This is a genomic window from Caulobacter sp. AVps16, assembly GCF_058681455.1.
Genome location: NZ_CM178739.1, coordinates 2,216,992 through 2,235,878, shown reverse-complemented (window position 1 = coordinate 2,235,878; position 18,887 = coordinate 2,216,992). Strand labels below are relative to the sequence as shown.

Sequence of the window (18,887 nt, the reverse complement as noted above, 5' to 3'; positions counted from 1 at the left end):
CTATGGACCCGGAAACCGAACACGCTGTTACCAGCCCAGATTATCCCGCAGGCTTGCTCGACTGGGCGGGCAATCGCAGCGGCGGGGTCCGGCGTCTTTTCGACAAGGACAGCGGCCGTCCTGCTGCAGAGATTTTTGAGACAAACCTCCTGCAACGGCTGCGGGCCTGGTCTATGGAGATCGCTACCTCTTCGCCTTCCGTACCACGCGTCGTTCTGCTTGTCGGTGGCCCAGGGAATGGAAAGACCGAGGCCGTTGAGACCACGATAGGAGAACTGGACCGTACTCTTGGTTGTGCGGAGCAATTGACCCAACGTCTCAACGCCGCCTTCCATCCGGCTGCCGGCGAGCCGGTCCCGAGACTTGTGACCATTGAGGCAGGGAGCCTCGCAAGCAAACCTCGTGCGCTTGTTTTGGAGATCGTCCAGGATGCGTCGGTCGGCGGGACAGGCGGCAGGTCGGCGGCTATGGCGCTGGTCGACGAACTTGAGGTTATGGCAGCCGATACGTCGCCACGTGCCTACCTATGCTGTGTCAACCGAGGCGTACTCGACGACGCCATGATCTACGCGATTGACGCTGGACTTGTTCATTCCAGGAACTTGCTTGAAGGCGTAGCGCGCGCGGTTAGCCTCGCCCCGGATGCCCCGGCTTGTTGGCCACTGGAGGGCTTCCCGCTTGTTGCGGTCTGGCCAATGGACGCCGAGTCCCTGATCGAAAAAACGGACCATGGGGAGCCGGCGCCGGCGGCGGCCATCCTGCAGCTTGCGTTGGACGAAAACCGCTGGCCGGCGGCTAACGCGTGCCCTGCTGGTTCCGCATGCCCATTTTGCGCCAGTCGGAAGATGCTAGCCTCGTCACGCGAAAGCAGTTCGCTCTTGCGGATGCTGCGATGGTTCGAACTCGGTACGAGCAAGCGTTGGACATTCCGGGATCTATTTTCGCTGACGTCCTACCTGCTTGCAGGAAGTGGCACCGGGACGAAAGGCGAGGCCGCCGACCCCTGCAAGTGGGCGGCGAACCTTGTCGAGGCAGACAGGGCGCGTGGCAGACCGCGCCGGGAAAATTCTGCGGCGGTGTTCCACCTCGTGGCCGCCCAGTACCAGCATGCGCTTTTCCATCGATGGGACCGTGGCGTCGCGGCCTCCCTGCTCAGGGATATCAAGGACCTGGGGCTGCAGGATGTCGACAACACGGCGATGGGCCTCCACTACTTTCTGCAGTCCCGGTCAGGTCGCTACCTCCCGGAGATGATCGCTCCGCTGCTCGATGACCTTGTCGAGTTGCTCGATCCGGCGATGGCCTCGCCCGATACACCAGTCGCCCTATACGGCGGGCTAGTAAAACTGGGCGAATTCGACATTCGCTTTAGCCGGTCCGTCCGGGAAGGACTCGACTTCGCGATCAAGACTCGAGCCCTGCAGCCGGGCGAAAAGCTCCTGCTCGAGAGACTCGCCGAGCTTGACGAAATGCTAGCGACGCCGAGGCTGAGGAGGAAGCGGCCGACGTCAGCTACGCGTATCCAGCGGCTAGCGAGGGACTTCGCTTGCCGCGTGACCCGCCGAAGCGTCGGTGCACGCCACGGCCTAGTACCCGATGCCGTGACCCTTGAGTCTTTCCAAAGGGTTGTCGCGGATGCTGACGGACGGGGCCACGACCTCCGCGAGATCGCAATCCAGGTCGAGGACCTATTAAACAACGGGGACAACTTTGACGTCTCTTTGACGACAACCTTTGGCCAGCATCTGCCTCCTATCAGGAGCCGTGCGACCCTAGTCGTCCCTCGCCGCAAGGTTTATCCGCGAGAAGTACTAAGCGAGGGGCGGCCCCGCCCGTCAGTCTGCTTCCTCGACGTCGAGGCCGGAACCTCCCCGCAGCCGATCGCGGTGACGTATGATTTATTCAAGGCAGTCGTGGACCTTGAACAGGGACTCTCGCCAGCATCTCTTCCCCGGAGCGTACGGACGCTGCTCGACACCACGCGGGCGCGTATTGCGGGCGCTATCGTCCGCGATCGGCATGTCAGGGAGCGTCCCACGATTTACCTTGGCGACGGCCTCCTCGTTGAGCGCAATCGCGGGGAATTCATTTCGTCGAAACGCGGACGTCGTCGATGAGTCTGGCGGAATTCAAGGCCTCTCCATGGGGCAATTCACACCCTCGCTACCGGGTCTCGGCGCTTTCGATCATTCCTGCTCCCGAGTACGCAAACTCTGAGGTCCTGGTCGCAGGACTGTACCGGACCATCGGGCTGGAAGGAGTTACCGAACGCTTGGTGCACTCTAATGGCCGGGCTCTGGATGCAAACGTCATCAGGGCGCGGGACCGTGGGACCAAGCCTCTCGGAGCCGCCCTGGCGGGCGACGCAGTGCACTCCTTGCTTCGCGATGTTCTTGAGAGCCCCAAGCTGCAGAACCAGTCGAAGAAGCGGCACATTCAGGTGACGCCGCTGGTCGGCGAGACTGGCTGGTTTTCTGGGTCGGCTAGACTCACGGGCAACCCGTGGCCAGCTGGCTCGATTGTCCGGCGGATGGTTTGGCTCGGCTCGAACGACAACGTGGCTGCGGAAGCATGCTGGCGTGGCCTGTTCGATGCTCTTTCCGTCGATGACGACGATGATGTCTTCGCCAGATTCCTAAGGGACGAGCTTGGCGCGTGGACCGGCAAGCCGTTCGGCCCGGACTGCATCATGCCCTCTGCGGACGACGTCCAACAGTTGCCGCCAGGCGAGCTCGATGGGCTGGCGTTCCCCGCGCGCCAGTTCGTGACGGACCTAGCGGCCATAATCGAAGCAAAGCCGCTGATGACGCGCCGGCAGTGGACGAGCTTGCTTGAAGCGCTGATCCGCATTGCCTCCGTCGCCCACGTGGCGTGGCTTTGCCAGGTGCAGAGGCAGGTCTGGCAATGCCTTCGTCTTGCCCTCTTAGGCGAGCCTTTGCCTTCCGACCTCAGGGAGCGCATATACCCAGTCCGTCTGAGCTACCTCACCTATGGGACCGGCGCCGTCTCGGAGCTCAAGGATCGGACGTCGACCTACTTGCGGGCCCGCCTGGGCATCAATGCGGTGCTTTGGACCCTCGAGGACGCGGGTGCGCCCTTCGGCGGAGAGCTATCCTCGGCCGCCGGAGTCAGCGACCTCTACGCCCACATACTGGCCAACCTCGGAAAACTCGGGGCCGTGTTGTCCGACGTCGAGGACTTAGCAGAAGACGAGGCGAGGGCTTTGCTCTGCCGTAAAGGCATCGGCTCCAACGTCATGGAGTTCGCGCGTCACGTCCTCTACCAGCGCGTCGCCGCCAACCCGATCCTCCGGGGATACGACCAGGGCTATTTACTACGGAAGCGCTCGCCGTCGAAGACAAGCCCCTGGGTCTGCGCCCCGGGGCCACTGGCTGTCCTTGCTCTTGTGCATTGCTCGCTAGCGGGAGCAGCCGGTCCGCGTTCTGTCCATCGGCTCGCCCAGCACATGGCGGCGTACGGCATCAGCGTTGATCATCGCGACATCGCTCGCAATGATCTTGGCCATCAGCTGAGGATGCTTGGGCTCGTGCTGGATAGCCCGGATGCCGAGACCGGGATGCTTCTGGTCCAGCCCTTCTCGACAAACCGTCCCGAGGGCGCCCGATGACCAAACTCGCAACGTGGCTCGCCGAGACGGTCGCGTCCAGGATCACCGACGCTAGCGGCGCCGCCGCCGCGACGGAGTCCCGGCTCATCTTCCATGGCCCGCCGTTGGAGATCTTGGAGGATGTCTTCGCCGTCCTGATCGGTGCCGGCCCGGCACCGCCAGTGCCCGTGCTGCTGCAGGTCGATGTCCTCCAGCCGGGTGAATTTAACCCGCGGATCGGCGCCTCCGGAAGGTGCGATGAGACCCACCTGCTCGACCTCCGCAACTCACCCGAGGCATCGAGCTACCTCGCCCTAGTGCCACCGGGGCAGCGCGCCATCCGATCCGTATCGTCGACAACCGACGAGTTCGGCCTCGGCACGGCCAGCGATGGGGCTAACATCCCATTTGAGGACTGGTGGGCGGATTCCTTTATCCAGGCGGCGGTCGCGGCGGCGCTTGAGCAAGCCAGCCTCAAGCCTGAGGCGTATGTCCAGGCGTACGAGCTGGTCCAGAGGGCTGCCCGTGCCTTCGACGAAGTCGATCCGGCCCGGTCGAGCAGGCGTGGCGCGTGGCGCTTGATCTCCCGCCTGTTTTCGATTGGTGGGTCCGGCAAGAACGCGTCAGCAGAGGTCAGCCTCGCTTGCGGCGTCCCGCCGATGGACGGGGACGAGCTGTCGGCGAGCGAGCAACAGGCTACCCTCGACGGGATAGGTCTAGCCTTGTCCGAGGGCTTCCGGGCTGGTTTGGCGCACGCCCTTGAATCGGCATCCCCCGACCGGTCACCCTGGCTGCTGGCATTTCTGGACCACATTCGCGCGACGTGCGATGTGCCGACCGCGCTGGAACGGGCTCCTGAGGCCTTCTACCGCCCGGCGGATGGCCTCGAACTAGGTGCGCCGCCCGAATGGTGGGCTGGGCTGACGACTGAGACGTGGGCCGACCTTCTCGCCGACGAGCCAGAAATTGCAGGGGACATTGGGCTTGAGTGCTCGAACGCACTTCTACCATCCTCCAGAGGAACACCCCTCCTGGTCGAGCGAGACGTCGAAATTGTTGTTCGCGCGGGGGCAGGGGGGAGCCCCGTCGACGTACGGGTCGAACGCTCGCCGGGTAAGTCGGCGGGACTTTTCCCGGCCGAACTCACGGTTGAGGGCAACGAGCCGATAGCTGATACCGCACCGCCCAAGCATCGCTCCCCAATCACGTATAAGGCGACGGCCGAGCACCATCGGCCGGCGTCCATCAAGGTCATCTCGCTGGCGGAATGGCAGCCTGGGATCTTTGTCGCTTGCCGGCTCGCGCGGAAGCTCACGCCACCCAAGGCACCGGCTGGACGGACGCGCGGGGCCGACTTCGAGACCAGCCTCTCCCTGCCGGGGCCTGGTCGCTACGAGCTTCTGGTCTTCCACTCTCCAGATATCGTAGTCTCAGGGCGCGCAGATGGCACCGCCGGCGGCGAAGGGACCGGGTCGGATGTACCGCAAGCGCTGGCGGTACGCGAGATCCAGGCGGGCCGCCACCAAGTCGAGGTCGAGGTCGATGGCTCCTATCAGGTCGACCTCCACTTCGAACGGTCGACCGGCGGGACGAAGCCGAAACAGGAGACTTGCAGGGTCTTCCTGTCATGTGACGACATTGTCGAGGATGGCTGTCGCAGCGAGTTCGAGCGACTGATCAAGTTGAACCGCAGGCAGATCGACCCAGGCGGGTCGAAGCCGGTGGTACAGCTGAATCGAAGTGAGCGGACGAGCACGCTTCAAGGCTGGATCCTGCAGGAGTCAGAAGTCGCGCATTCTTACCTGCCCATCGTGCTGGCGGATGACTACGCGGACCATTGGGTCCAGCCCCGGTGGCTCGATGAGACCGGCAGGATCCTGTCTGCCGGCCGGTTCCTGAAGGATCCGCGCCCGCCGGCAAGTCAGTTCGTGCCGCCGGAAGCATTTGTGTCGGCCAGACGCGCGCTGGCTGAGCTGATCCGGGGCCTGGACGGCCAGTCGGGACTTATCGAGGCGTCGCCGCTTGGAGAGTGGCTTCGCCGAGACGATGATTTTCCCGAGCTCGTGGAGCGCTACCTCGATGCTTACAGCAGCTGGCTTGCAGCAAGCCCGGAGGTAGCCCGCTGGGTTGACGTCGTCGTTGTCACCTCCCTCGAGCCCGGGGGCAGGACGATCGCGCGGGTGCCCGACGCGATCCTGCTCTCGCCCCTTCATCCTGTCCGCCTAGCCTGGCACGCGGTCGCCCAAGGCGTAATGGATACCTCGGCAACTAGCAGCCGTCCGTGCCCCGCCGCAGGTATTCTCGATCCTGGCGTAGTTCCGGACGTCATGCGCATGCCCTTGGTGTCTCCTGAGGGCATCGAGGAGGTGCCGTTCCTGTCGGTCGAGTGCAACTCCGACTACTGGTCTGTGCTCTGGAACGGAGAGAAGCTTGGTAGCATTGCGCAGCGGTCGAAGCTCGCCCCCTTCGGCCCAGCCTTCGGCCTATCGGTCGGCGGAATCTCGACGGGCTTCAGCGCCGCGCAGGTGCGGCGCGCACTCGACGATGTCTCCAACGTACTTTGCGCGAAGCCTCGCCTAACCGTCCTTGTTACCAGCGCCGGTGGTGCGACTGATTCCTGTAACGAGGGATTGGTCTCCTGGTCCAGTGTGCGCTTCGCGGACGCGGACAAGCCTGACCGGCGCCAGACCGCGGGGCACCAGCGCCTCGATGTCTTCGACGACCGCGACGAGCCGGACAGACCAGATGAAGCTGCCATCGCGAATCTTTCCGAGGACACCAGGAACCACGTGCGATGGTTCGCCCGCCATCGGGAGGGTGTCGGCCTCGACCTCGGCATTATCGCGCAGCTAGATTCGTCCGAGCCAGAGGCGACGGAGACAAGCATCACCTCGCCGCTCGGAGCAGGCGGTCTTATCCGCCACCGAGTGCGACGGCAGCTACCTGACGCTTTCCTCAGCGAGTCGCGACAATCTCGTATTGCCGCGCACACCGGCGACCCGCTGGCTGACAAGCTCTCTTCGTGCATCGCCACTCTCGAGGGTGGCGACGACCAGCCAATCGGGCTTCGTTTCGCGCCTGACGTCCACGCGATCGGGGAGATGCTCGAAACGAAGGAAGCTGACTTCGTAGCGGTGTCTTCTGCCGCCGTCGACCCCGCATGCTTCCTTGGCGGCTGGCTGCCGCAGTCTTATCTCTGGGACTACGATCTACCTTCCTATTCGCAGCGCGCCGGCGATACGAACGGCTACTACCTTCTTTCGCGCGTGAAAAGCTCGGACCGCGATGGTCTTCGTAAGGTGCTTTCCCGCCTACCGGGTTGCACCACGCTCACGGACGAGCAGGTGGGTGTCATCCTCCTTGAGGTCGCGAGGCGAGGTATCCCAACGATCCGCGGCTTTGCTGGTGATGACACGGGCGCAACTGGCGACCTAGGGCTTTTCGTCGCGGCCCGTCTGCTACAGGACCGTTTCCGGCCCAGCGGGAGCGCCGACAGTCTGCTGCCCGTCCTCGGTGGAACGAAGGAACAAGCGGAGATCTCGCTCGTCATACCGGTTGACCCTTTCAGGGGCTACCTGGACGATCTGGCCAGGGCGCTCAATCGGGAGCGTCCTGACGCGACCCTCTCGCGACCCGACCTCCTGGTCGTTGGCATCTCGACCGGCCTGGGTGGGACAAGAATCCACCTGACGCCGGTGGAGGTTAAGTGCCGGCTGGGTTCAATATTCCCTCCAGGCGACATTGAGGATGCGCTTGGCCAGGCGAAGTCGCTAGGCAGCTTGCTTGGGGAGCTGGCGAGCGATCGCGATCCTCTTTGGCAACTGGCTTACCAGCACCTGCTGCTCGCCATCATCGGTTTTGGCATGAGAGTTTACAGTCAACACCCAGACCTCGCGGCGACGACAGGTGAGTGGGCCGGGTTCCATGAAAGCATCGCCGAAGCGATTCTCGGCGACCCAAGGGCCGTTACTGTCGACAGTCGTGGTCGGCTCGTAATCATCGACGACTCAGGGATCAGCAACGCCCTAGACAAGGACAGCGACGGATTCGATGAAGTGATCGTCATCGGGGCCGCCGATGCAGGGCGCATTGTGGCTGGGGATGCCCAGGCCCTTTATGACGGCATGCGAGGGAAGCTTGGCGACTGGGAGCTCGGGCCTCGTGGCCGTGAGCTGCCGGAAGAGATTGCGCCGATTTCGGATGAGGAGCCGGCACCGGCTACCGGCGGCGACCCAGGTGTTAATTCGACTACTGGTGAGCAAAGCCCACCCGCGTCGCCGGTCCCCACGGAGGCCGTGGACAAGCCGGCTGAGCTGCCCTCAACGCCAGGAGATCAGCTCCCGCCTGATTTATCGGGGATCCAGATCGAAGTAGGCACAACGGTCGACGGTTTCGAACGACGGGACGTATCGCTCGGCCTTTCCGACACCCGGCTCAACCAGTTGAACATGGGCGTTGTCGGCGACCTCGGCACCGGTAAGACCCAGCTGCTCAAGTCACTGGTGCACCAGATCGTGTCTTCAGCTCCGGTGAACCGGGGGATTCGTCCCCGCATGCTGATCTTTGACTACAAGCGTGACTATAGCAGTCCAGACTTCGTGGAAGCCACGGGCGCGCGCGTCGTACGGCCGCACAAGCTCCCACTAAACCTGTTCGATACTGCCGGCATGGAGGATGCGCCGGTGCCGTGGCTCGACCGCTTCAGGTTCTTCGCAGACGTCTTAGATAAGATCTATTCGGGCATCGGGCCGGTCCAGAGGGACAAGCTGAAAAAGGCGGTGAAGTCCGCATACGAGTCACAGCCGATAGGCGTGCCACCGACGATTTACGACGTCCATGCTGCATATGCAGAGTTGCTAGACGGGAAGTCCGACTCCCCGATGGCGATCATCGACGATCTGGTCGACATGGAGATCTTCGAGTCGGACCCTGCGAAGTGCGTGCCGTTCGACAAGTTCATGGACGGGGTAGTCGTCATATCCCTCGATGCGCTCGGCCAGGACGACCGCACCAAGAACATGCTCGTCGCAGTGATGCTGAACATGTTCTACGAGAACATGCTCCGAACGCCGAAGCGGCCGTTCGTGGGCTCAAATCCCCAACAGCGCGCCATCGACTCCTATCTCTTGGTCGATGAGGCCGACAACATCATGCGTTACGAGTTCACTGTTTTGCGGCAGCTCTTGCTCCAAGGCCGGGAATTCGGCTGCGGAGTAATCCTAGCTTCGCAATACCTTCGCCACTTTAAGGTCAACTCAACTGACTATCGCGAACCACTTCTGACTTGGTTCATCCATAAGGTTCCAAATGTTACGCCTACGGAGCTCGCTGCGCTCGGGCTAGCTGCGTCTGCCTCCGAAGTTGCAGAACGAGTGAAGGCGCTCGGAAATCACCAATGCCTCTACAAGTCGTTCGATTCGCCTGGCCAGATTGTAAGGGGGCTACCCTTCTATGAGCTGATCGCCCGAGAGCCTAAGCCGGCATAGTCGAGTTGATGCGAGCCGATAAGTGGGGGCGGCCCAAAAGGCCTAGAGGGTTTACACGCCGAACCTAACCCATTGAATCCGTTAGTGCGTGTCTGACCGAGGTTTACCGCGTATCCTATTGAAAGCGCTAGCTTTCTGTATCCCCTCCGGGCCTACCACTCCTTTCCTAAGGCCTTGGCCTTGCTGAAGAAGTAGCATTTTCAAGAGCTTATAGATCGCCTGTGGCACACAAGACTGTATCACATGAGGGCGAAAAGCGGGTGGCGAAGCAGTCCTATCTGGCGCGTCGCGGGGCCGTCTATTGGTTCCGCCGAAGGGTGCCGGGAGACCTCGTTCCGATCCTAGGGAAGACGTTCTGGTACGACTCGCTGGGCACCAAGGAGCCCCGCGAGGCGGCCCGGCTGGCGAGGGCGAGAGCCGCGCAGACGGATCATGAGATCGACGCGGCCTCGAAGCGGCTGCGGGGGATCGCCGCGCCGCCCCTGACCCAGGAGGAGGCGAAGGCGTATGCGCGCCAAGAGCTGTCTCGCTGGCTCATGGAGGACGCCGACGCGCGCCTGTCTCAGGGACGCAGCGCCAGCGCCAACGCCGATGTTGTCATTGAGGACTTCGAGAGCGAGGCGCGCGAGGCGCTGGCTTATGGGGATTGGAAGCCCAAGGCGCAGCAGGCGCATGACGTTCTATGTCGGGCGGGGCGCTGGTATCCAGAGGGCGACCCGAGCATCCGCATGATGGCGGCGGCGTTGCTCGTCGCCCAGGTCGAATGGATCGAGGCGCTGAAGGACCGGCAGGCCGGGAAGGTGGTCGAGGTCGTCGCGCCTACTGTGGTGACGACTCCAGCGCTTGTTATGGCGCGGCCGGGCGTAACCAGAATGGAAACGCTGGGCGAGCTGATTGACGAATACCGCCGAGAACGAGAGCGAGCCTTTGGGGGACCCTCCACCGCTAGGAAGTATGACCACATCTTCCGGGCGCTCGAAGCTGCCTTAGGGCGAGACCGCGCTATCGTTTCGATCACGCGTCAGGACGCTCGCAATGTGCGAGACCTGATCGAACGCATACCTGCACACATGGGAAAGAAGTACCCAAAACTCCTGTTCATGGAGGCCATCGCGGCCGGGGAGCGGGACGGGGCTACAAAGCTGTCTCCGAACACCGTGGCGACCTACCTCCATAACCTCGCCGCCGTCTTCAATTGGGCGGTGAAGGAAACGAAGATTGAAAGGAACCCAGCCGAAGGCCTCGCTGAAAAGGGGCGCGCCAGTGTCAGACGTCGCGGGTTCACGCCGGACGAGTTGGCGATAGTTTTTGCGCCGCTACCAGCAGAACGAAAGAGCAAGCCGTGGCGCTTCTGGGTGCCTGCCCTGGCTGCATATTCCGGGGCGCGCGCCAACGAGCTTTGTCAGTTGCGCGTGGAGGACATTATCGAGGTTGACGGCCTTACCTGCATTGATCTGTCCGTTTTCGGTGAGAACGGCGTCCGGATCGAAGGGAAGCGACTGAAGACTGAGGCGAGCGAGCGGGTGATACCGGTTCACCCCGAGGTCATCGCGGCGGGCTTCGATGAGTTTGTTGCGACGGCACGCGACAAGGGACAAGAGCGCCTGTTCCCGCAACTGAAGCCGGGGCCGGACGGCGGCTATTCCCACGACCTCTCCAAGTGGTTCGCGCGGCACCTCGACAGAGTCGGCCTGACCCAGCCATCGCTGGTCTTCCACAGCTTTCGGCACGGCTTCAAGGATGCCTGCCGCCTCGCCGGGGTGGACAGCGAGACCTCCGACGCTTTGGGCGGCTGGGCTGCGCGCGGGCAGTCGGCGAAGTACGGGCAGCGCGGGATGGTGCCGGTGCTGTATCGGGCTCTGGTGCGGGTTGGCCTTGGGGGTTTCCAACTGCCACGGCAATCACGCTCTATGCCGACATAGAAGGAGATCAGAGTGGATTGGAATTCTCTTCTGAAATCGGTGGTTCTGGCCGCGACCATCAGTGCGGTGATTGCGCTGATTGGCTTCTTCGTTTCGGCGGAGACAGCCAAAAAAATTAATAAAGACAAGCTCGCCCTTGATAAGGAACTCGCGGAGCAAAAGGCTGCTGCGGAACTCGCACTGGCTGAGCGCAAAGTCGAACTCGACAGACTTCTGGTCTTACAGAAGCGTCGGGCGGAAGTTGCTGAGAGGGTGCTCGCGGACTTCTACCGCGTCAGGAGGGCGTTCGAGATTATACGCTCGCCCATGATCTGGGCTGGGGAGATGGAGCAGGAAGAGGGGGTGCCAGACGATATCGTGCGGAACGATGGCTATGGCGTAATGCGGCGTATTCGAAAGAACAGCGGACTTTTTTCTGATCTCGAAGCGACCCGTTTTACGTTCGGCGCTCTATTTGGCCAAGATGCGGTGCAGCCATACGATGTCGTGACACGGAGCCACAATCAGGTCTTTCACGCCGCCGAGGCAATTAAGCGCTATCGGCACGATGTCGATCTCCCCCAAATGAGAGATCATCTGCGTGCGATGCGCCGGATAGCCTTTTCTATGGGCGTGGTTGAGGACGACGGGCTGGAGGTTCCAGATCGCATCACTGCTGAAATCGAGGCGGCTGTGGCTGCAGTAGAAGCGACCTGCCGCCCGGTGCTGGAAAGCCCTTTGGCGGCTCCAGCCGGTGGTTAGGTGAGTCCCGATGCTTTTTGGGGTCACCTATCCGAAGCCCCTACCTTCTACGTCCGCGCGGGACATTCCCCCCATAGGGGGTGCTTCCGGTAGGGAGGCAGCAAGGCCCGCCTTCCTGGGCTAAACCCCCGGTCACTTGAGGCCGCGCGGGGCGTTCCTGGGGCGATGGACCGTGAGTAGCGGAGGAGGCCCCAAGGTTTCCCCTGAGGCCTCGCCGGTTAGAGAGTCACCGCCACTAGCGGAGACTGAACGGTGACGGTGATCGGAACATCGTGGCCCAACAGGATGTGGGCGATGATGCAGATCGCGATGTCCCGCCATTTGTGCCGGGGCGGCTTGGCCGGGGTCTGCCGGTCTCGCTCGATGGCGAGGCTCCTTCTGCAGTGCCCGATTGAACATGGGCCCGCCCGGCTATATCGTCAGGGGAGGTCCAGCCCAAACAGGCTGGGTTATGCGACCAAGACCCCTCAGTTTCCTACGCCGGGAGGGTCTTGGTCGCCGCGATGTTCGCAGGTCATGTACGGGGACGAGAGAACAGCCCCAAGGATCGCCGAATCGTGGCCCCACTTCTAGTGGCGCATGGTCCCGTTATGTTCGCGCCTGTGGACGGACGCTGAATGATGAAAACATTCAGCCTGACCGGCGCTCCGGGTTTCCCATTTAGGTATACCCCTGCGGACGCGGCGATGAGACGCCAGTGGCGTGTCCGATAGGGTTGACATCGGAATTTCGGACAGTCTATCCATCAAGGTCTAGACCCTATTGGACAGGACCGCCCTACCATGACGACCATCGGCTACGCCCGTGTCAGCACCGAGGATCAGGACTGCGCCATTCAGGAGGCCGCGCTGCGGGCCGCTGGGTGCGAGGTCATCCGCGCGGAGAAGCGCAGCGGCACAACCACGGACGGCCGCGAGGAACTGGAGACAGTGCTGGCCTTCCTCCGCCCCGGCGACACGCTGGTGGTGACCCGCATTGACCGGCTGGCGCGCTCGGTGCTGGACCTTGAGCAGATTGCCCAGGCGGTGAAAGCGAAGGGGGCGAGCTTGAGGGCGACGGAGCAGCCTATCGACACCTCGACGGCGGCAGGGACGGCATTCTTCCAGATGCTCGGGGTGTTCGCTCAGTTCGAGACGGCGCTCCGCCGGGAGCGTCAGGCGGAGGGCATCGCCAAGGCCAAGGCCGCAGGCGTCTACAAGGGGCGGAAGCCAAGCGTCCCCGTGGATGAGGTCAGGGCTATGCTCGCCGCCGGGGCCAACCCTTCCGAGATCGCCAAGACGCTGAAGATCGGCCGGGCGAGTGTCTACCGGATCAGGGACGGGGCGGAAGCTGGGGCGGTCTAGGAAGCTTGACCGGGCGCACGCCTCCGCTCAGGCTCCCGCTGCGGTCCAATCCCAGCGGATGCGGGGTCCCAACAGATCGTCATGATCCCCGGAGGCGGCTCTCGCGGGGGTCACCCCTAGGGGTGCTGCTGGACTGGAGAGGACATGCAGGCGATTGGCCTGATACCGCTGCTCATAGTTTCGATGGGTCTCGCCGCCTGCGGTGGTTCGTCGCCAGAGGCTGCCGCTGAGACGACCTATCAAGAGTTCGACGCCAGCGCGGCGCGCGAAGACGCACAAGCTGATCTCGAAGGCACCACCTACGCCGACGCCGGGGAGCCGTATGGCTGCACCGAGGATTGCTCGGGGCACGAGGTCGGGTTCCAGTGGGCCCAGGACAATGAGGTCACAGACGCGGGGGAGTGCGGCGGGAACAGCGAGTCATTCCGCGAGGGCTGCGAGGCGTATGCTGAGGCTCTAGAGGAGAGGGTGGACGAGGCGGAACAAGAGGCGGAGGAGTCGGAAGAGGGCACCTAGCCCGAGACCTTCACCTTCCAGCCCGCCGGACGAGACGAGCCGGTCAACATCAGGACCACCCAGATCAACGGCGAGCCGTGGTTCGTGGCGGTGGATGTGGCCCGCGCCCTCGGCTTCAACGTCGAGAAGGGCATCGGGAAATACCTGAGCGCCGTCGAGAAGGATGAGCGCCGGGTCATCGAACTGCCTACCCCCGGACGGATCGGGGGTAAGGGTCCAGTGACCGTCTTCGCAGAGTCCGGCCTGTACGCACTGATCAACCGCTCGGACAAACCCGAGGCCAAGGTCTTTCAGCGCTGGGTCAACCGCACCGTCCTCCCGTCCATCCGTAAGACCGGCGGCTATCTGCTCAACGAGAGCGCCCGCGCGACGGCCCAGGCCGACACCCGCGAAGCCATGCCGCTGCCGCTGGACTTGGCTGAGGCGATGGCCGTGGCCGAGATTCGGGGTCGCCCGTTGCCTCTAACCTTCGTCCCTGATGCCAAGCCTCGCTAGCCGCTTCCTAAACTCCGTCACCGAAGTTCGCACCGGACTGTCTGCCGGATCGCCGGTGATCCCCTTCTCCACTAGCTCGGGGCGGAGGCCCATCTTCCTCAAACGCTCGCGAAACGCTGCGACCTGCTGAACGGCGAAGTCCGCCCGGTCCATAGTCCGTTGGTAACCCATCATGTCGCTCCCGATGTGCCTTTGTGGCGGCCTGATGATTTGAACGTCTGATCTTAGTAATCAAGAAAAAAGGCTACGTTATCAGTAGTTTACCGCCTTCAGTTGGGAATTTCAGGGGCTCTGCCGAGCGGCTTTCCCCAGCGCCATAAGGGCCGGGGACGTCTTACGTCTGCCCGAAATCCTGTGGATTATTTTCGCACGGCTGCAGGGCCGGATTTACACGCACCCTTGGGACGGCGCGCGGCTCCGCTCGAAAACCCTCACCCTTGGAAACCGCGCTGGGCCTCCGAATAAAGTGCCACCCTCGGAACTGTGCCGCCCGGCTGGCTGAAAAACCCATACCCTTGGAAGCCGCTCCAGGGTCTCGCGAATAAAGTTGCACCCTCGGAGCCCGGCACGCCGCTCCCGCCGTCGATCCTGCCCCTAGGTCGCTCGGCGTCCACCTCCGGTCGCCTCTGGCGCTCCCCCCCCCCCTTTCTCCCGGTCCTGGCCGTGGTGATGCGACGGGGGCGGCCGGAGGCCTTGTCTTCAGATCACGCCACCGTTCTGCGGTGAGCGTCTGATCTGCCCTGCCTTTTCCGCTTGTGCAGCGAGCCCAGGCGGAAGGTCCCCAAACACCATTCCTGAACACCCCCGCCACGGTCGATCTGACCGGGGCTCCAGACCCATGAGCTATATGTCCGCTACCCAACTAGCCCCCGCGCCGAATGGCCGGAAATCCCCGGTCAGTTCGCCGTTCCTAAACAGCCCCCAACGTCGTCGCGTCAGCGAGGCCGAGATGGGGTACGCCATCGCCGACTGGTTCGCCGGTAAGCCCTGGTCACTCGAAGACGCCCAGTGGCCCGGCAATGACAGACAGTCGATCCGCCTCCGCCAACAGGGTGAGAAGCTGACCCTGCACGGCGTCACCATCGCCACCCGCAGCCCGCCGGGCGTTCCCGATGCGGAGCCGGGGACCAACCTGCCGCACTTCTCCGACGCCCGCGCCGTGGCCCGCGTGGCGCTTCGAGGGGACCACGGGCGGCTCTATGGGCCGCGCCCGTAGCCGTCCACCGCCACTCGCCATCTCAACACTCCGGCCCCCGTCAGCCTCCCGCTGCGGGGGTCTTTTCGTTTCAGGACCCCTCATGAACCGTCAATCCAATGACATCGCCGTTGTCCCGCTGGAGTCGGACAACACCACCGCCCGCGTCGGGCTTGGCAACCACCCCGAGCGCCCGGCTCGCGTGGACCTGACAGACCTCCTCCGCATCCGAGCCGAGGGCTATGGCGGCGCGTGGTTCGTCGCCACCAATGGGCGAGGTCGCACCTACGTCCGCATGAATGGCAAGCCTGGGGACGCTCCGCTCGTTCAGGTCGCTCGTCTTGTCGCCCAAGCCCGGCGCGACCAAGTCGTCCGTTACATCGACGGCGACCACCTCAACCTGACGCGCGAGAACCTGCGGCTGATCCCGAGGGCGAAGCATCTGCGGGAGATCGGCGTCCCGAACACCGAGGGCCGTGGGGCGGTGCTTTGAGCGAGCCATTGTCGGCCGTCTACGCGGGGGGCGGCCCCGCGCTCGTCCCTATCAGCAACAGGCCGGGCCTCTTCGCCACCGTCGATCCCTCAGACCTCCAGAGGCTCCGCTCTGCTGGTCACCTGGGGGCGTGGTTCGTGCATGCTAACACGGCGGGCAAGCGGTACGTGCGAACCCGGTGCGGTGCGACGGGGCAGGGGACAGCCCAGGTCGCGCGCCTGATCACCGAAGCCGGGCCGGGCGAGATGGTCCGCCATCGGGATGGCGACCACCTCAACCTGACTTTGGGTAATCTTCAGATGGTCCCAAGGCGGTCTCGGCGTTCCGCTAGGCCTATACCCCGGTCTCCGTCCGGGGCAGGCCCTTCGCCAGTATAGTCACGTGCCCCTGCACCTCATGCGCCACCGAGGCCTTTGCAAGATCTAGTTCTGTTACCCTCTCGGCGACCATCTCCTTAAGGGCAGACAGCAGCATGTAGTTTCCACTGAGAGCAGAGATGGCTCGAACGGCGGTTATCTGGCGCTGCGAACCAACTATCACTCCTGGCGAGAGAGGGGCCGCTCTTAGAACCTCTGCGAGGGCCTCAGAAGTTTCGGTTGCCAAAAGCGCGACCCCACTATCCATTCTACCCTGGTGGCCGACGCCGGTAAAAGCTTCCTCTAGGCAGAGGCTGTTGAGGAGAGAGTCCACGAGCTTCTCGCAAGTTTCGACGTATTGGTTCGCGGCATCGATTTGCCTTTGGATCTCGCGCTCAAGCGCTCTTCGCTCTGCTTCCGCCCCCGCCGCCCGTTCTCGCCGCTCCGCCTCCAAGGCGAGCGCGCGCCGCTCATTCTCTAGCGCGAGGTCGGACCTTACACGCTCGGCTTCGGCCAATGCCGCTTCAGCCCGCGCTCGGTTGGCAGATTGCTGCTCGATGAGGAAGAGGAAGAGCGCCGCGATAAGCGCAAGAACGGACAGGAAGCCTTGGTTTGCTTCCGCCCAGGGCCACCAAGACCCCCACCAAGCTTGCGTGTACTGATCGCCTGACATGTGCCCCTCCAGTTGCGCTCCTTTATAGCGACCTGCAGGTCTTGGCGGGAACTGTGTGGTGGAGTTGGAAGTGACCGGGGAAAAAGGGGGTGGAAAGGTCGGGGGCTACTACCCCAGCCGTGACCCTCGCTTCGCCCGTCCTGCCCCCTTCAGAGAGTCGGCATATGGACGCTGGGGATAGGGGAGCGGGGGAGCAGTCACTCCTGACAAGCTCGGGTTCATCATCAAGTCAGCATCAGGTGGTCTTCAGGTGACCATATGATCAGTCTTAGATTACTACCTACCTCTTACCTGTCTAATTCTCTCTAAGATAACTCTAAGTTATTACGTAGCGAGTTGGTCTCCCCTTTCAAGGGGTCCCCTTCGCGAAAACTTCCGCGTGGTCTCCACGCCCGTAGCCGATGCTCGGCCCACCCAGAACATCATCACATTCAGCATCCGTGCCCTGTCTGCGCCAGCAGGCGCTACGGCGTCAGCCGCACGGACGCCATAGCGGAGATCGAGTAAATGCGGAGCGCGCTCGACCTCGACGAATAGGCGGCTCTAGTCGCCCTGAGACGACTACCGGCCCTCGTCAGCAATCCCGCTGGCGGGGGCCTTCTGTTTGGAGACGACATGCGGAAATCGAACAACGGGAACCCGCCGACCCTTGTCCAGCAGGGCCGGGCGGCGCGGACTACCTATGGCCGGTGGGCGCTGGATGACGCGGCGAACGAGGTCATGGACGACGGGGCGGAGCTTGGCGTCCCAGTGCCGAGCGAGTTGGTGGAAACGGTGAGCGAAGAGCGCGCTGCGGAGTTGCTTGGGGTCAGCCTGAGGTCTCTTCGGGACCGCCGGAGGCGGGGGACCGGGCCTGTGGCAGTCAGCTATTTGGGCGAGCCCCGCTATCGCCCTGAGGACTTGCAGATTTGGGCGATCCAATCAGGGATTGCTCATTGAGGGAGTCTCTGGATTAACTCGGTTTGACGCGGCGATTTGCTCGGCTTGTCGGATAATGACGTTCGCTCGTTCGAGACCGCGCTCGTCAATATCCTTCCCTTCTAAACAGGAGCGGATGGAGTTCAGCAGCCGTTCTTCCAGCTCGTCAATCAGGCCGTAAACGCCGCTCTCCCCGACCTTGTCAATGTAGGCAGCCCTGTCGGGGGCCAAGTTCTTTATCATCTCGAGAAAAGGCCCTGCGTCGGCCATGAGCGTCTCTTCTAGTCCGTGCTGAATGAGCGTTAATTTAAGCACGGGCCGGGTGAGGGTGGTCGTGTAGGCTAGATAGTGGGCCCACACGTCTGCAGAAACGAAAGGCCGCTCATAGCTGACGGCCGCAGTTTCTTTATACATTTCTACGAGAGACCAGTTCTCAATAAGCGACTTGGCAAACGACCTGATTTTTTCGGCATCGTTGCCTGACCGTGAGGCTCTATCGAAAAATACTTCGAATTTCATGGATCGGGCCATGGCGGCCATTGATTTGAACTTGGACCATTTAACTGCCCCAATCCAAATCCTTTCGGCGGCCTCCAATCTACGCTTGTCGAGAGCTGCGTGGCGGGAGTTGAGGGTCGCTAAAGGGCCCGTCCGGAGTTCTTCTATGGCTTGTGCTTGCGACCGGAGGTCAGTCTTGTGCTGTTCTTCCTGCTTTCGGAGGTCGCTACGCAACCGTTCAATCTTTGCGTCGAAGGCCGTGAGGGCCCACTTTTCCACAGCGCTCTTCAACATGGGCCAGAGCGCCGCCGCACCCAGAAGAAGCGCCCCATTGGAAAGGATCGCAGGCCACCAATTCCAAGCCGTCATCTCGCCCCCGCTCGTCTTATGTAGGGGTTTTACCCTCGCTGGCTGGTGTGGCAAGCAAGCTGCTTGTGGTAATTGACTGTATCACAAGGCTGGTGCACAAGATGTGCGCGGGCGCGCATAAGTATTTGAAAATGCTCGGTTGAGGCGTCGAGTCAGGCGCTCCCTCCGGGCCTACCAACTTCCATTGTAACGTGACGCAGCGCCCTTGGTCGCCGACTCATGAGATCGTCACGGTATGGCGGCATGGTCCTGCCCGAACTGATCTGGGGAACCCG

Annotated in this window: 12 protein-coding genes; 10 read left to right on the top strand and 2 right to left on the bottom strand. The window is 62.8% G+C overall.

Features of this window, described 5'->3' with window-relative positions:
- Positions 1 to 2 precede the first annotated feature (2 nt).
- The 10 genes from ACW17U_RS10740 (at position 3) to ACW17U_RS10695 (ending at position 15,798) form a co-directional block, all read left to right on the top strand.
- Positions 3 to 2,117 carry a DEAD/DEAH box helicase family protein gene (locus ACW17U_RS10740; RefSeq protein WP_492052383.1) on the top strand — a complete coding sequence of 705 codons (2,115 nt, stop codon included), beginning with the start codon at positions 3 to 5 and terminating at the stop codon, positions 2,115 to 2,117.
- Positions 2,114 to 3,628 carry a hypothetical protein gene (locus tag ACW17U_RS10735; protein ID WP_492052382.1) on the top strand — a complete coding sequence of 505 codons (1,515 nt, stop codon included), beginning with the start codon at positions 2,114 to 2,116 and terminating at the stop codon, positions 3,626 to 3,628. The genes ACW17U_RS10740 and ACW17U_RS10735 overlap by 4 nt, the downstream gene beginning before the upstream one ends.
- Positions 3,625 to 9,093, top strand: a complete 5,469-nt coding sequence (locus ACW17U_RS10730) for an ATP-binding protein (protein ID WP_492052381.1) — start codon at positions 3,625 to 3,627, stop codon at positions 9,091 to 9,093. The genes ACW17U_RS10735 and ACW17U_RS10730 overlap by 4 nt, the downstream gene beginning before the upstream one ends.
- Positions 9,094 to 9,314: 221 nt before the next feature.
- The gene (locus ACW17U_RS10725; protein WP_492052380.1) at positions 9,315 to 11,015 is read left to right on the top strand and encodes a DUF6538 domain-containing protein; all 1,701 of its coding nucleotides are present in this window, start codon (positions 9,315 to 9,317) and stop codon (positions 11,013 to 11,015) included.
- Positions 11,016 to 11,027: 12 nt separating this feature from the next.
- Entirely contained in the window at positions 11,028 to 11,756 is a 729-nt protein-coding gene (locus tag ACW17U_RS10720; RefSeq protein ID WP_492052379.1) for a hypothetical protein, read from the top strand.
- Positions 11,757 to 12,538: 782 nt separating this feature from the next.
- The gene (locus tag ACW17U_RS10715) at positions 12,539 to 13,099 is read left to right on the top strand and encodes a recombinase family protein (protein ID WP_492052378.1); all 561 of its coding nucleotides are present in this window, start codon (positions 12,539 to 12,541) and stop codon (positions 13,097 to 13,099) included.
- A gap of 144 nt (positions 13,100 to 13,243) precedes the next feature.
- Positions 13,244 to 13,615 carry a hypothetical protein gene (locus ACW17U_RS10710; protein WP_492052377.1) on the top strand — a complete coding sequence of 124 codons (372 nt, stop codon included), beginning with the start codon at positions 13,244 to 13,246 and terminating at the stop codon, positions 13,613 to 13,615.
- Positions 13,616 to 13,711: 96 nt separating this feature from the next.
- Positions 13,712 to 14,110: a BRO-N domain-containing protein gene (locus ACW17U_RS10705; protein ID WP_492052376.1), complete on the top strand. Its 399-nt coding sequence runs from the start codon at positions 13,712 to 13,714 to the stop codon at positions 14,108 to 14,110.
- Between the two features lie 949 nt (positions 14,111 to 15,059).
- On the top strand, positions 15,060 to 15,326 hold the full coding sequence (locus ACW17U_RS10700; RefSeq protein ID WP_492052375.1) for a hypothetical protein: 267 nt from the start codon (positions 15,060 to 15,062) through the stop codon (positions 15,324 to 15,326).
- Positions 15,327 to 15,408: 82 nt separating this feature from the next.
- Positions 15,409 to 15,798 (top strand): hypothetical protein, encoded by a 390-nt coding sequence (locus ACW17U_RS10695; RefSeq protein ID WP_492052374.1) that lies wholly within the window; start codon positions 15,409 to 15,411, stop codon positions 15,796 to 15,798.
- A gap of 333 nt (positions 15,799 to 16,131) precedes the next feature.
- On the opposite strand, the gene ACW17U_RS10690 is transcribed toward ACW17U_RS10695, so the two are convergent.
- Together ACW17U_RS10690 and ACW17U_RS10685 are read right to left on the bottom strand one after the other, a co-directional pair.
- A complete protein-coding gene (locus ACW17U_RS10690) occupies positions 16,132 to 16,827 on the bottom strand; it encodes a hypothetical protein (protein ID WP_492052373.1) in 696 nt (231 codons plus the stop codon).
- Between the two features lie 921 nt (positions 16,828 to 17,748).
- Positions 17,749 to 18,537: a hypothetical protein gene (locus ACW17U_RS10685; RefSeq protein WP_492052372.1), complete on the bottom strand. Its 789-nt coding sequence runs from the start codon at positions 18,535 to 18,537 to the stop codon at positions 17,749 to 17,751.
- Positions 18,538 to 18,887: the final 350 nt, after the last annotated feature.

Excerpts from the sequence above, each read along its gene's own strand:
- ACW17U_RS10740 (WP_492052383.1), top strand. The coding sequence starts at position 3 with ATGGACCCGGAAACCGAACACGCTGTTACCAGCCCAGATTATCCCGCA.
- ACW17U_RS10735 (WP_492052382.1), top strand. The coding sequence starts at position 2,114 with ATGAGTCTGGCGGAATTCAAGGCCTCTCCATGGGGCAATTCACACCCT.
- ACW17U_RS10730 (WP_492052381.1), top strand. The coding sequence starts at position 3,625 with ATGACCAAACTCGCAACGTGGCTCGCCGAGACGGTCGCGTCCAGGATC.
- ACW17U_RS10715 (WP_492052378.1), top strand. The coding sequence starts at position 12,539 with ATGACGACCATCGGCTACGCCCGTGTCAGCACCGAGGATCAGGACTGC.
- ACW17U_RS10710 (WP_492052377.1), top strand. The coding sequence starts at position 13,244 with ATGCAGGCGATTGGCCTGATACCGCTGCTCATAGTTTCGATGGGTCTC.
- ACW17U_RS10700 (WP_492052375.1), top strand. The coding sequence starts at position 15,060 with ATGGGGTACGCCATCGCCGACTGGTTCGCCGGTAAGCCCTGGTCACTC.
- ACW17U_RS10695 (WP_492052374.1), top strand. The coding sequence starts at position 15,409 with ATGAACCGTCAATCCAATGACATCGCCGTTGTCCCGCTGGAGTCGGAC.
- ACW17U_RS10690 (WP_492052373.1), bottom strand. The coding sequence starts at position 16,827 with ATGTCAGGCGATCAGTACACGCAAGCTTGGTGGGGGTCTTGGTGGCCC.
- ACW17U_RS10685 (WP_492052372.1), bottom strand. The coding sequence starts at position 18,537 with ATGTTGAAGAGCGCTGTGGAAAAGTGGGCCCTCACGGCCTTCGACGCA.